Raw genomic sequence first — 13,286 nt, 5'->3', positions numbered from 1 at the left:
AGGGGGCTCGTCCGGCGAGGCGTCGGCGGTTCGTCGTGCGCGGTGTCGGGCAGCTTGTCGTGCGCGGTGTCGGGTGCCTGCCGAGGCGCGGGGCGCCGGGCGGGCCGGTCCGCCGGGTCTGTGGAGGCGTCCGCCGGGTCGGTCCGCCGAGGCCGGGGGACGGACGGCGGGTTGATCAGCCGGGCCGGTGGGATTGCCGGTCCGGTCGGTCCGGTCGCCGGCCGGCGTGTTCCGGTCTGTCCGCCGCCCGGTGCTTCCGCCGTCCGGGGCGCCCCGGCCCACCCTCCCGGGTCCGGCCGCCGGGGCCCCCGGATCCCTCGGCCCGCTCCGTTTCTCCGGTGCTCCCGGCCCGCCCTGTCTTTTCCGGCTGTCGGGGGCACCCCGGTGCCGGGATGCCGGCGCTCCGCCTCACCCCCCGTCCCGGCCGTCCGGCTCCCGTCCGGCCGCCGCCGCCCAGTGACAGGCGGCGTCCCGGCCGTGCGCGGGCAGCACCGCCGGGTCCCGGGTGCGGCAGGCGTCCGCCACCCCGGCCCGCTCCGCCTCGCCCGAGGCCAGTACGGGGCAGCGCACATGGAACCGGCAGCCGTCCGGCACCCGGGCCGGGTCCGGCGGCTCACCGGTCAGCACCACCGGCTCCGCCCCGCCGCCGGGCAGCACTGAGAGCAGCGCCCGGGTGTACGGATGGCGCGGCGCCGACAGCACCTCCTCCACCGTGCCGGTCTCCACGATCCGGCCCAGGTACATCACCGCCACCCGGTCCGCGATGTTCCAGGCCAGCCCCAGGTCGTGAGTGACCACCAGCGCGGCGAGGCCCAGTTCGTCCCGGAGCCGCAGCAGCAGGGCCAGGATCTCGCCGCGCACCGAGGCGTCCAGCGAGGCCACCGGCTCGTCCGCCACGATCAGCTCCGGCTCCAGCACCAGCGCCCCGGCGATCACCACCCGCTGCCGCTGGCCGCCCGACAGCTCGTGCGGGTAGCGCCCGAAGAACCGCTCCGGCGGCCGCAGCCCGGCCCGGGCCAGCGCCCGGGCCACCGCCGTCCGCTCGTCCCGCCCGCCCGGTACGCCGTGGACGCGCAGGCCCTCCGCGACCGCGTCGTACACGGTGTGCCGGGGGTTGAGCGAGCCGCTCGGGTCCTGGAGCACCAGCTGCACCCGCCGCCGGTACGCCCTGAGCGCCCGGGCCCGGTACGCCAGCGGCTCCCCGGCGAAGGCCACCGACCCGGCCGAGGGTGTCAGCAGCCCCAGCAGCGCCCGGGCCAGGGTGGACTTGCCGCACCCCGACTCCCCGACCAGGGCGACGATCTCCCCGGTGCCGATCGCCAGCTCCACCCCGTCCACCGCCCGGACCTCCGGGCCGCCCCGCCGTCCGGGGAAGGTCACCCGCAGCCCGGTGGCGGCCAGCAGTGGGCCGGACGCCTCCGTTTTCCGGGGCCCGGCCGCCCCCTCGGCGTACGCGCCGGTCATGGGCGCCCTCCCGCCGGGCCGTCCACCGGGGCGCCCGCCACATGGACACAGGCGGCCAGATGGGCGCCCGGGCCCGCCGCCCGGAGCGGCTGGTCCTCCTCGGCGCACCCGGCCAGCGCGACCGGGCAGCGCGGATGGAACGTACAGCCGTCCGGCAGCGCGGCCGGGTCCGGCGGGTCACCGGGCAGTCCGCGTGGGGCCCGCCGGGAGGCCGGGTCCCCGACGCGCGGGAAGGCTGCGGACAGCGCCCGGCCGTACGGGTGCGCGGCGGCGTCGTACACCGTCCGGGCCGGGCCCTCCTCGACCACCCGGCCCGCGTACATCACGGCCAGCCGGTCGCAGGTGTCCGCCAGCACCGCGAGGTCGTGGCTGATCAGCACCAGACCGATGCCCTGCTCGGCCACCAGCCGCTCGATCAGCCGGAGGATCTGCGCCTGGATCATCACATCGAGGGCGGTGGTCGGCTCGTCCGCCACGATCAGCCGGGGCGCGCAGGCCAGCGCCATGGCGATCATCACCCGCTGCCGCTGCCCCCCGGACAGCTCGTGCGGATAGGCGCCCGCCCGACTGGCGGGCAGTCCCACCTGCTCCAGCAGCTCCGCCGCCCGGCGCCGCGCCCCGGCGGCCGTCTCCCGGCGGTGCACCAGCAGCGGTTCGGCGATCTGGTCACCGATCCGGTGGACCGCGTTGAGCGAGTGCATCGCGCCCTGGAAGACGATCGAGGCGCCCGCCCAGCGCACCGTTCGCAGCCGCCCCCAGCGCATCCCGAGCACGTCCTCGCCGTCCAGCAGCACCGTCCCGGCCAGCCGGGCCGAGGACGGCAGCAGCCGCAGCAGCGCCAGCGCCAGGGTGGACTTGCCGCACCCCGACTCCCCGGCGATGCCCAGCGTCGTCCCGGCCGCCAGGGTGAGGTCCACGCCCCGGACGGCGGGCACGGCGGACGGCCCCCGGCCATAGGTCACCCGTAGCCCCCGGATCTCCAGCAGGCTCAACGCCCCACCCCCAGCCTCGGATTGAGTACGGACTCCAGCGCCCGCCCGCAGAGGGTGAAGGCCAGCGCCACCACCGCGACCGCGATCCCGGGCGGTGCCAGATACCACCAGTGGCCCGAGGAGACCGCGCCCGCCTCCCGGGCGTCCTGGAGCATCCCGCCCCAGGAGACCACCGTCGGATCCCCGAGCCCCAGGAAGGCGAGGGTGGCCTCGGTGAGAATGGCCGAGGAGACGCAGAGGGTGGTCTGCGAGAGCACCAGCGGCAGGACGTTGGGCAGCACATGGCGGCGCATCACATGGAGGTGGCCACCGCCCAGTGCCCGGGCCCGCTCGATGTACGGCCGCGACTCCACCGCGATGGTCTGGGCCCGCACCAGCCGGGCGGTGGTGGGCCAGACGGTGACCCCGATCGCCAGGATCACCGTCCAGACGCTCCGGGAGAGCACCGTGGCCAGCACGATCGCCAGCACCAGGGTCGGCATCACCAGGAACCAGTCGGTGATCCGCATGACCACGGTCGCGAACCAGCCGCCGAAGTGCCCGGCCGCCACCCCGATCAGGGTGCCGATCGCCACCGAGAGCGCCGCCGCCAGCAGCCCCACCGTCAGCGAGACCCGGGCGCCCCAGACCAGCAGCCCCAGCACCGGACGCCCGAACTGGTCGGTGCCCAGCGGGAAGCGCCCGCTCGGCTCCTCCAGGGCCGTCCCGGGCGCGTCGGTCACACTCCGGGCGCCGTCCCCGACCAGCAGCGGGGCGGCGAGCGCCACCAGGGCGATCACCAGCAGCACCGCGAGCCCGCACAGCCCGGCCCGGTGCGCCCGGTAGCGGCGCCAGAACCGGGCGGCCGACCGGCGCCGCCGGGTCCAGGGGGTCCACGGCGCCGCAGGGGCCGGTGCCGCCCCGTGCGCGGTCGACGGCGGTTCCGGATCCGGTGCCGCCCCGCGACCGGACGACGGTGTCGCCCCGCGACCGGACGACGGCGCCGGTCCGTCCGGCGCGGTCATCGGCCCACCCGGGGGTCGAGCAACGGATACGCCAGGTCGGCCAGCAGATTCATCACGATCATCGCCCCCGCGAACACCATGAACAGGCCCTGTACCAGCGGCAGGTCAGGTACCGAGAGGGCCTGGTAGAACAGCCCGCCCAGACCCGGCCAGGAGAACACCGTCTCCACCAGGATCGAACCCGCCGCCACATGGCCCAGATTGATGAAGACCATGGTCACGGTCGGCAGCAGCGCGTTGGGCACCGCGTGGCGGCGGCGCACCAGATCGTCCCGCAAGCCCTTCGCCCGAGCGGTCACCAGGTAGTCGCCGCCCATCTCGTCCAGCAGCGAGGCCCGGGTGACCAGCAGGGTCTGCGCGTAGCCCACCGCCACCAGGGTGAGCACCGGCAGCACCATGTGGTGCGCCACATCGAGGACCTGGGCCGGCCCTGTGGTGGTCCCGGAGGACATCCCCCCGGTCGGGAAGAGCCCGGGTACCGGACCGACGCCCACCGAGAAGACGATGATCAGCAGCAGCCCGAGCCAGAACGACGGCACCGACCAGAGGGTCAGTGCCAGACCGGTGTTGAGCCGGTCCCCGAGCCCGCCGTGGCGCCAGGCCGACCGGGTGCCGAGCCAGAGCCCGAGCGCCGAGTAGAGCACCACCGCCACCCCGGTCAGCAGCAGGGTCGCGGGCAGCCGCTGGGCGATCAGCTCGCCGACCGGCTGCCGGAACTGGTACGAGGTGCCGAGGTCGCCGGTGAGCGCCCGGCCGCAGTAGTCGGTGAACTGCCGCCAGACCGGCAGGTCCAGGCCGAACTGCCGCCGTAGTGTCGCCAGTTGTTCCGCCGAGGTCGGCATGCCCCGGGTCATCGCCGCCACCGGGTCGCCGGGCACGATCCGGAACAGGAAGAAGCCGGTGACCAGGACGGCGAGCAGGGACACCACCGCACCGGACAGCTTCCCGGCCAGGTAGGTGAGGTAGGCCGGCGCGCGCGGATACGGCGGCACCGAACTGCTCCGGTCGCCCGGGCGCCGTCCCCCGCGCCGGCCACCCCCGCGCCGGCCGTCCTCGTGGGCGCGGGCGACCGAGGGGTTCGTGGTGGTCATCGGCGCGCTACTCGCGGTCGTCGGCCGAGGACCGGCGGCGTACCACGGCCCAGGCGGCCAGCGCCGCCACCAGCACCACCGCCCCGGCCGCGCCCAGCACCGCGCCGGTGGAGACACCGTCGCCGGAGCCGTCCCCGCTCCCGAGCGCGGCGGCGGGTTTCGCGGACCACCAGCTCCAGTAGCCGTCCTGGCCCCAGAGGTTTCCGGCCGCTGCGGGCATGGTGGTGATGGCGGCGATGTGGTCGGTGCGATAGGCCTCGACGGCGTTGGGATAGGCGAGGACGTTCATGAAGCCGGTGTCGTACAGTCGCGACTGGAGCTGCTTCACCAGCGCCGCCCGGGCCGACGGATCGTACTCCGCCGCCTGCCGGGCGTAGAGCGCGTCATACGTCCGGTCGCAGATGAAGTTGTCGGTGGAGCCGGTGTCCGAGGGGGTGGCGGGCAGTGCGCCGCAGGTGTGGATGGAGAGCACGAAATCCGGGTCGGGATTGACCGACCAGCCGTCGAAGGCGAGGTCGTAATCCCCCTTCAGCCAGGGGTCGGTGATATTGTCCAGGCACTCCACCGTGAGTCCGACGCCGAGTTTGCCCCACCACTCCTGGAGGTATTTGCCGATCGCCTTGTCGTGGGGGTCGGTGGCGTGGCAGAGGATACGGAAGTCCAGTGCCCGGCCATCCTTCCCGGTGCGTTTCCCGGCCGCGTTCTTCCGGTAGCCGGCCGCGTCCAGGGTGCGGGCGGCCAGCTCGGGGTCGTACGCCCGCTCCTGCGCGGGGGCCGGGTGCCAGGCGTACCGCGAGAAGCGCGGCGGTATGTACCCCTGACCCGCCACCGCGTGCCCCTGGAACACCTTCTCCACCAGGGTCGCCCGGTCCACCGCCAGGAACAGCGCCGTGCGCACCGCCGGATCCAGCAGCGCCGGATGGCCGTTGCCGAACCGCTGCCCGTCCCGGGCCCGGGCACCCGGGTTGACGGCGAGCGCCAGGAAGCGGCGGCCTGGAGCGTCATTGACCTTGACGTCCGGCGCCGACTTCAGCGAAGCCGCCTGCGCGGGCGTGAGGTTGGGGACGAAGGAGACCTCGCCCTTGCGCAGCGCCGCCACCGCCGCGTCGCCGTCCTTGTAGTACTTCAGGACCAGCTCGTCGATCTTCGGAGCACCGCGCCAGAACTTCTTGTTGGGCCTCAGCCGGACGTACTGGTCGACCTTGTAGTCGGTCAGGATGAAGGGGCCGTTGCCGACGACCGGGAGCGAACGGTCGTTGTTGAACGTGGAGAAGTCCCGCACCTTCTCCCAGATGTGCTTCGGCACGATCGGCACGTCCAGCGCGACCATGGTGGCCTGCGGCTTCTTCAGCCGGATGACCAGGGTGTGCGGGTCGGGGGCGGTGACCTCCCGGAAGTTGGCGGTGAAGCTGCCGTTGGCGGTGGCCGCGTCGGGGTTGGTCATCATGGTGCGGAAGGTCCAGGCGGCGTCCTCGGCGGTGGCCGGTTTCCCGTCCGACCAGGTGGAGTTCTCCCGGATGGTGTACGTCCAGGTGAGCTTGTCCGGCGAGGACTTCCAGGCGGTGGCGAGGCCGGGAATGGTCCGGCCGTCCTCGGGGTCGTAGTTGGTCAGATACTCGTAGACCAGGCGGTGGATGGTGGTGGAGGTCAGCCGCTGGGCGAGGAACGGGCTGAGCGAGTCCACGCTCTGGGAGACCGCGAGGGTGAGGACCTTGCCGAGACGGTCGTCCGCGGTGGTGACGGCCGGGGACAGGGCCGAGGCCGCGGAGGGGCCCATGGCCGTGGTGGTGTGCGTGTCCGCGTTCGCGTGGGCGTATGCCCGGTCGGAGGAGGGGAGTTGGGCCGCGATCAGGGCGGTGGCCGCGACGCCCAGGGCGAGCAGCGGCCGCGCGGTGCGGTGGGAAGCCGTAGTGACCATGACATCGACCTCGCGTGGTGGCTCGCTCGGGCAGGGCACGGGGGATCTCTGGGCGCCGGGGTGGTGACGATGGTCCACCAGCGGTGGCGGCCCGTCAACGAGGCGTGAACACCCCGTTGCCCCGCGCTGTCCTGCGGCGTACGCCGGGGAGCACCGGCCGGACACGGCGAGGGCCCGTACCGCGCGACGGCGGTACGGGCCCTCAGTGGTCCACTCCGGTGACGCCCTACTGCTGGGCGGGCGGCGGTGTCCGCGGGGGCAGCGGCGGGGCCTCCGGCGCCGGCTCCGGAGCCGACTGCTGGGCCGGCTCGTCGGTGAACGGCGCCCCGGGGTAGGGCTGTTGCTGCGGTGGGTACGGCATCCCCGGCTGTGGCTGCGCCGGTTGCCGGGGCTGTCCCGGCTGGGCGGCGGCCGGGTAGCCGTAGCCGTACGGGCCGGGCGGGGGCGGCTGCTGCTCGTACCGCGAGAACTGCTCGTACTGCTGCGGTGGCGCGGGGTACGGCTGGCCGGGGGCGGGCTGCCCCGGCACGGCCCCCGGCGGGGGAGCGGGCTGCTGGGGCTGCTGGGACCAGTCCGGCTGGGGCCCGGGCGCGGTGGGACCCGGCGGAACGGGCGGTGCCGCCGCGCCGGGAGGCGCCGGGTACGGCTGACCGGGCTGCTGGGGCGCCGGGTACGGCTGCCCGGGGGCCGCCGGCTGCTGCGGGGCGAACTGGCCCGGTACGAAGGGCTGCTGGGCGGCGTAGGGGTGATCCGCCCCGGGCTGCTGCGCCCCCGGCTGCTGCGGGAACGGCGCCGGAGGCTGCTGGCCCGGGTACGGCTGTCCGGGGGCCGGCGGCTGCGGGGCGTACTGGCCGGGCATCGGCGGGGCCAGCTGCGGCGGGGCCCCGTGGCCGTCGCCGGTCCACAGCCCCTGGGCCTGCTGCGCCCGGGCGAAGTCCTCGGCCACCAGCGCCGACAGGGCGAAGTACGCCTCCCGGGTCTTGGGGCGCATCATGTCCAGGTCCACCTCGGCACCGGCGGCCAGATGCTCGTCGAAGGGCACCACGACCACCCCCCGGCACCGGGTCTGGAAGTGCTGGACGATGTCGTCCACCTTGATCATCTTGCCGGTCTCCCGGACCCCGGAGATGACCGTGAGCGAACGCTGCACCAGGTCCGCGTAGCCGTGCGCGGAGAGCCAGTCGAGCGTGGTGGAGGCGCTGGAGGCACCGTCCACCGAGGGGGTGGAGATGATGATCAACTGGTCGGCGAGGTCCAGGACTCCGCGCATCGCGCTGTAGAGCAGACCGGTGCCCGAGTCGGTGAGGATGATCGGGTACTGCTTGCCCAGCACCTCGATGGCGCGGCGGTAGTCCTCGTCGTTGAACGTGGTGGAGACCGCCGGGTCCACGTCATTGGCGATGATCTCCAGACCGGAGGACGCCTGCGAGGTGAACCGGCGGATGTCCATGTACGAGTGCAGGTACGGGATCGCCTGCACCAGGTCGCGGATGGTCGCCCCGGTCTCGCGGCGCACCCGGCGGCCGAGCGTGCCCGCGTCCGGGTTGGCGTCGATGGCCAGGATCTTGTCCTGCCGCTCGGTCGCCAGGGTCGAGCCCAGCGCGGTGGTGGTCGTGGTCTTGCCGACCCCGCCCTTGAGCGAGATCACCGCGATCCGGTAGCAGGAGAGGACCGGGGTGCGGATCAGGTCCAGCTTCCGCTGCCGCTCGGCCTCCTCGCGCTTGCCGCCCAGCTTGAACCGGGAGGCCGGCGAGGGGGTCCGGCTGGACTTGGCCTTGGGCCGGGGGTTGCGGAGCAGCCGGTCGGAGGAGAGCTCGACGGCCGCCGTGTAGCCGAGCGGCGCGCCCGGTACCGCGTGGTCCCGCTGCTCCTGCGGAGCCGGGCCCGGCCAGCCGCCCCCGGCCCGGGGGTCGGTGGGCGCCGGTGCCGGCGCGGGCTGCGCCTGGGCGTACGGCTGACCCGGGTGGGGCTGCTGGGGCTGGGCGTACGGCTCCGGCTCCGGCTGCTGGGGCTGCTGGGACTGAGCCGGCGGCTGTGACTCCGCGTACGGCCCGGGCTGGGGCAGCGGCGCCGGGGCGGCCGGCTGCGGCTGGGGCGGTACGGGCGGCTGCCCCGGGTGCGGGAAGCCGTAGCCGCCGGACGGCTGGGCGGGGCCCGGGGACACGGGCGGCGGGGGGTAGCCGTAGCCGGGCGCGGGGGCGCTCGGGACGCCGGACCCGGCAGGACCGGGGTGCGGGAAGCCGTAGCCGCTTCCGGCGTCCACCTGTGGCGCGGGCGCGGCCGGAGGGGGCGTCGGGGCGGCGGGGGGCCGGGGCGCGTCCGGCACCGGGGGCTGCTGCCACCCCGCCGGGGGCGCGGCCGGCTGGGGAGCCGGGGCCTGCGGGGGAGTGGGAACCCCGGGCGGTACGGCTCCGGGCCGCGGGAAGCCATGGCCCGGCACCGCCCCCTCGGCGCCCGGGGCCTGCGGCGCGGCGGGCTGGAAGGCGGGCGGCAGCGGCGGCAGGGCGGGGCCCGTCCGGCCGGGCCCCCAGGGCTGCGCGGGTGCGGGGGTCACCGGCTGCTGGGCGGTGCCCTCCGCCGGTATGGCGGCGCCGGCCGGCGCTTCGGGCGCCCCGGCTTCGGGCGCCCCGGCCTCCGGCACCGGGCCGTCGGCCGTGGCCGGGCCCGGCTCCGTACCGATCGCCGGGCCGTTCGCCGGTCCGGCCTCCGGCGACTCGGCCGCCTCGGTGACGGGCGCGGGGTCTCCGGCGGGACGGGCGGGGCCTGCGGTGCCCGCGGTGTCTGTGGGGTCCGTGGTCTCGGCGGCGTCCGCGGTGTCGGTGATGCCTGTGGCGTCTGCGGGGCCTGCGGTCTCCGTGGAGTCCGTCGTGCCCGCGGTGGGGGCGCCGGTGGGCCCCGGCTCCGCCGAGGCACTGGTGGCGGTGTCGGCCGTGTCGGCGGCGTTGTCCGGCCGGTCCGCGTCACCGGGGGCCTGGGCCGTACCGTGCCCTGCGGCGTGAGGGTCCTCGTCGCCGTTGCCGTCGGGCGCGTGGAGGCCGGCGCCGTGCCCGTGGCCTTCGGGAGCGGTGGTGTCCGCCCCGGGTACGGGTCCGGCCTGGGGCGCCGTACCGCCCGGCACGTCACCGCTCCTGCCGCTCCCGGCCTCCGGCGTCGGGTCCGCCCCGGAACCCGGCTGAGCGGTGGGGCCCGGCTGCCCGGCGGCGGGGCCGGCCGTATCGCCGCCCGCCGCGCCGGGCGCGTCCGCCGCCCGGGTCGCGCGCTGCCGGTCGAGCTCGGCCATCTCCCGCCGCAGCGCGGCCGGGGAGAAGCGCATGGTCGCCCCGCTCTCCGCCGGGCCGTCACCGAACGGCCGGGCCGCCGGTTCCGGATCGGCCGGAGCGGGGTGGGTGGGAAGGCCGGCCGGCGGCGGAGGCGCCACGGGAGGGCCCTGCGGCGGCGGGGGAACGGCCGGGACGGCGCCCTGGCCGGGACCGTCGTCGCCCGGGGTGTTCTGGGTGTACCAGGCGGGCGGGGTGTAGTCGATGGTGAACTCACCCGTGGGCTCGACGGCGTCCGCGTCGGACTCGTCGACGGGAAGTTTCCAGTCCCCGTGGATGTCGTCCCGGTCGCCGCTCACTACTGCCTCCTGCGTGTGGTCGAGCACCCTCGTGCCGCCGTGTGAGCACCTTAGTGCCGTCGTGGGTGCACCCTTGTGCCGTCGTGCGAGCACCTTCGTGCCGTCGTGGGTGGGGGCCGCCGTCGACTGCCGGTCGGCCCGGCTCTCCCCCGGACGCGCGCACGCGTCCGGACCCACCCTAGCTTTCCGTACGACCACCCCGGGAGGGCCGTCCCGCATGCGGGACCGGGCGGCCTCAGTCGAGGTCGAACTCCCCGTCCCGGGCGCCCAGGACGAAGGCGTGCCACTCCGCCTCGGTGAACCGCAGCACGGTGTCCTTGTCCAGGGAGGACCGCATCGCCACGGCTCCGCCCGGCAGATACGCGATCTCGACCCGCTCCTCGTCGGGGGTGGTGCCGGGTGCGCCGTGCCACTCGACACCGGAGATGTCCAGGGCGTACAGCTCGTCCTTCTCCTGAGCAGTCCCCATCAGGCTGTCCTTTCGATCGTGGTCGGCGACCGGGTCAATCCCCCGATGGCGAAGCGTAGTTGCGCGTCGCTTTGGGTCACCGTTCACCATCTTAGGGCAGCCCGCCCACCGCCGGAGGGCGACGAGCGGAGCCATCGGGTCCGCCCACCGGGACACCGTCCCGCCACCGGTCATGAGGCGCTTCGGCCCTGTGCCGGCCGACTGGATCGGTCCACGGTCGTGCGGTGCCGGCCGGCTCGGTCCGCCGGCCTGTGGCACCGGCCGGATCCGGATCGGTCCGCTGTCGTGCGGTGCCGGCCGGGCCGGTCCGCCGTCGTGCGGTGCCGATCGGATCGCCCGCCGATGTGCGGTGCCGATCGGATCGCCCGCCGACGTGCGCCGTCGGCCCGTCCGCCGTCCGGTCAGTCCACCCGCCGGGCGGTGCCCAGCAGTCCGGACTCGGCGTCGGTGGGGTTGGTCACCACCCACTGCCGCTCGCCGTCCGCGTACCAGAGCGTCACCCCGTCCCCGAGGGTCGGCAGCGCCTCGACCTCCACCGGGGCCAGCCCCAGGATGCCGCCCGCCTGCCGGGCCTCGTCCGGGGAGACCCGCTGCACGCCCACCAGCGAGGCGGCGCGCATCAACCGGGGCGCCACCGGGCTCATGTAGGGGAGCAGGGTCAGCACCGAGAGCCAGGGCGCGGAGACCACCCGTCCGCGCGGCGGCCGCATGCCGCAGTCGCGCACCACCACGACCGGGCTGTCGGCCGTGGCGCCCAGCGGCGGCACCCGGCCCACGTCGTGCAGGGTGACGCAGTCCAGCCCGGCACCCGCCGCGTGCGCCAGCCCGCTCCACTCCCGGGCCCGGCCGGTCTCCACCGCCACCCGCGCCCCGGTGGCGGCGGCCCGCAGCGCCAGTACCTGGGCCGTCCACAGGCCGCCGATGAGCAGGATGTCGTACGGCGCGGGCCGGTGCAGGCCCATCAGTTGGGGCCGGCCCTCGGCGTCGTCACCGATGACCACTCCGTCGTCCCCGACGGGCAGCGAGAGCGCGCGCAGAGCGTCGAGGTCCAGGGTGTGTCCGGCCGGCCGGGGACCGCGCGGGCCGCGGCGTACGGAAGCGAGACGGGGCATCAGCGCGTACCTCCCAGGGGCAGGGTGGCCAGCACGCCCGGGAGTTGCTCGCGGTCGAGTCGTACCAGGCCGACCTTGGCGCTCCGGGCGGTCTGTTCGAGTTCCCGGCGCACCGCGACCAGCTCGGTGTCGGAGCCGCCGGTGACCCGGACGTGCCCCAGGACGTCCAGCGCGCCCCGGCGCCTGCCCTGCCGGAGGGTGAGGCTCACCGTGGTGGCGTAGGCGGGCACCGAGGTGAGCAAGGAGACCAGCCGGGGCAGCGGGGTGGCCGCCCGCCCCAACTCGGGCCAGCGGCCCACCGCGTACGTGGTGTGCCAGCGGTCGTCGCACCGCCAGACCCGGGAGGTCTCGGCGGTACGGCGCTGCGGGGCGGCGTCCGGCTGGCTCGCCCGGGCCGCCAGCCGGGAGCTGGCGCAGGAGGCGAGCGCCAGGGCGGAGGCCAACTCCTCCTGGTCCAGCACCGTGGCCTGGAACCCGGCGCCGGTGACCCTGCTCGCCACATGGTCGGCCAGCCGCACCAGACAGCGCTGGGCGCCCTCCAGGCCGCCGCCCCGGGCCTCGACGGCCTCCGGGCAGAGCTCCGGGTCCAGCTTCACCGCGACCCAGGTCATCCGCACCGCCGGGGCGCCCGCCCGCTCCTGGAGCGGGGCGTAGGAGAGCCGGGCCGCCGACTGCCGGGGCAGATGGGGCGCGGGCGCCGGGCGCACATGCTGCACCAACTGCACGGACTCCAGGGCGATGTCGTCCACCACCAGGGCGTCGGCCAGCACGGCCAGCGGCAGCGCCCGGGCACCGGACGCCGGGCGCAGCGCACCGCCGCCGGCCTCCACCCGCACCACGGCGGTCAGTTGGGCACCGTCCCCGATCATGCCGACCGTGCGGCGCTTCCGGTCCATCCAGGGATACGGGCGCAGCGCCGGAACGCCCTCCGCCAGCACCGCCAGGGACGGGTCCACCGAACGGTCGGGCACCGTCGCGCCCCGGACCCGGGAGCGCAGGGCCAGCGCGGACGCCAGCCAGTCCTGAAGAGCCTGCCCCCGGCGCCGTATCAGCGCGTAGAGCGCCAGCAGGCCGCCGACGACGCAGGCGGGTATCAACCACGGGCCGCCGAGCGCCACGCCCACCGCGGCCACCGCGAGACCCGCCTCCACCCACACCAGCAGGCGCAGCGGCACCGGCCCGAGCCGGCTGGTGCCCGACAACGGGCGCGGCAGCACCGCCGCCGGGACCCCACCGCCGGTGGGCGCGGCACCGCGTCCCCCGCGCCGGTCACGCCCGCCGGGTGCGTTCCGGCGGCCACCACGCGGGCCGGGGCCGCCGGGCCGGCCGTCCCCACGGCGCCGGCGGGAAGCGCCGGAGCCGCGGCCCCCGTCCCGTCCCGCGCGCACGCGCGTCGCCGTACCCATCGCCGCGTTGCCCCCTCGTGCTCCGTACCGATCGTGCTCCGTACCGGCCAGGATCCCCTGGCCGCCGACCGGCCGCTCAGCCTAGCGCTTTATTTTCCGGGCCCGGTTCTCCCCCGGACTCCGTCCGAGGGGCCCACCGGGGCGAGGGACCGGCAGAGTGCGGGTGGCGCGGCTCCCTCGGGCTCACTCGGCCGTGGGACCCGCCGGGCCCTGG

Annotated in this window: 9 protein-coding genes; all 9 read right to left on the bottom strand. The window is 75.9% G+C overall.

Features of this window, described 5'->3' with window-relative positions; translation table 11 throughout:
• Positions 1-408 precede the first annotated feature (408 nt).
• The 9 genes from NX801_RS12705 to eccE all read right to left on the bottom strand — a co-directional run bounded on the left by NX801_RS12705 (position 409) and on the right by eccE (position 13,072).
• Positions 409-1,464 carry an ABC transporter ATP-binding protein gene (locus tag NX801_RS12705; RefSeq protein ID WP_258787685.1) on the bottom strand — a complete coding sequence of 352 codons (1,056 nt, stop codon included), beginning with the start codon at positions 1,462-1,464 and terminating at the stop codon, positions 409-411.
• On the bottom strand, positions 1,461-2,456 hold the full coding sequence (locus NX801_RS12700; protein WP_258787684.1) for an ABC transporter ATP-binding protein: 996 nt from the start codon (positions 2,454-2,456) through the stop codon (positions 1,461-1,463). The genes NX801_RS12705 and NX801_RS12700 overlap by 4 nt, the downstream gene beginning before the upstream one ends.
• Positions 2,453-3,460, bottom strand: coding sequence for an ABC transporter permease (locus tag NX801_RS12695; RefSeq protein WP_258787683.1), 1,008 nt, complete (start codon positions 3,458-3,460; stop codon positions 2,453-2,455). The genes NX801_RS12700 and NX801_RS12695 overlap by 4 nt, the downstream gene beginning before the upstream one ends.
• Positions 3,457-4,551: an ABC transporter permease gene (locus NX801_RS12690; protein WP_258787682.1), complete on the bottom strand. Its 1,095-nt coding sequence runs from the start codon at positions 4,549-4,551 to the stop codon at positions 3,457-3,459. Before NX801_RS12690 ends, NX801_RS12695 begins: the two co-directional genes overlap by 4 nt.
• A gap of 7 nt (positions 4,552-4,558) precedes the next feature.
• Positions 4,559-6,469 carry an ABC transporter substrate-binding protein gene (locus NX801_RS12685; RefSeq protein WP_428986132.1) on the bottom strand — a complete coding sequence of 637 codons (1,911 nt, stop codon included), beginning with the start codon at positions 6,467-6,469 and terminating at the stop codon, positions 4,559-4,561.
• Positions 6,470-6,695: 226 nt separating this feature from the next.
• Entirely contained in the window at positions 6,696-10,085 is a 3,390-nt protein-coding gene (locus tag NX801_RS12680) for an SCO5717 family growth-regulating ATPase (RefSeq protein WP_258787887.1), read from the bottom strand.
• Positions 10,086-10,320: 235 nt separating this feature from the next.
• A complete protein-coding gene (locus NX801_RS12675) occupies positions 10,321-10,554 on the bottom strand; it encodes a DUF397 domain-containing protein (RefSeq protein ID WP_258787681.1) in 234 nt (77 codons plus the stop codon).
• A 401-nt stretch (positions 10,555-10,955) separates the two neighbouring features.
• A complete protein-coding gene (locus NX801_RS12670; protein WP_258787680.1) occupies positions 10,956-11,666 on the bottom strand; it encodes a hypothetical protein in 711 nt (236 codons plus the stop codon).
• Positions 11,666-13,072, bottom strand: a complete 1,407-nt coding sequence (gene eccE, locus NX801_RS12665) for a type VII secretion protein EccE (RefSeq protein WP_258787679.1) — start codon at positions 13,070-13,072, stop codon at positions 11,666-11,668. The genes NX801_RS12670 and eccE overlap by 1 nt, the downstream gene beginning before the upstream one ends.
• Positions 13,073-13,286: the final 214 nt, after the last annotated feature.

Source organism: Streptomyces pyxinae (assembly GCF_024756275.1).
Taxonomy (GTDB): domain Bacteria; phylum Actinomycetota; class Actinomycetes; order Streptomycetales; family Streptomycetaceae; genus Streptomyces; species Streptomyces pyxinae.
The sequence above is the reverse complement of the archived record's forward strand: the minus strand, read 5'-3'. Positions and strand labels throughout refer to the sequence as shown.

Bases quoted from the DNA above. Each gene is read 5' to 3' on its own strand.
- eccE (WP_258787679.1), bottom strand. From the start codon at position 13,072: ATGGGTACGGCGACGCGCGTGCGCGCGGGACGGGACGGGGGCCGCGGC.
- NX801_RS12670 (WP_258787680.1), bottom strand. From the start codon at position 11,666: ATGCCCCGTCTCGCTTCCGTACGCCGCGGCCCGCGCGGTCCCCGGCCG.
- NX801_RS12675 (WP_258787681.1), bottom strand. From the start codon at position 10,554: ATGGGGACTGCTCAGGAGAAGGACGAGCTGTACGCCCTGGACATCTCC.
- NX801_RS12695 (WP_258787683.1), bottom strand. From the start codon at position 3,460: ATGACCGCGCCGGACGGACCGGCGCCGTCGTCCGGTCGCGGGGCGACA.
- NX801_RS12705 (WP_258787685.1), bottom strand. From the start codon at position 1,464: ATGACCGGCGCGTACGCCGAGGGGGCGGCCGGGCCCCGGAAAACGGAG.
- NX801_RS12690 (WP_258787682.1), bottom strand. From the start codon at position 4,551: ATGACCACCACGAACCCCTCGGTCGCCCGCGCCCACGAGGACGGCCGG.
- NX801_RS12685 (WP_428986132.1), bottom strand. From the start codon at position 6,469: ATGGTCACTACGGCTTCCCACCGCACCGCGCGGCCGCTGCTCGCCCTG.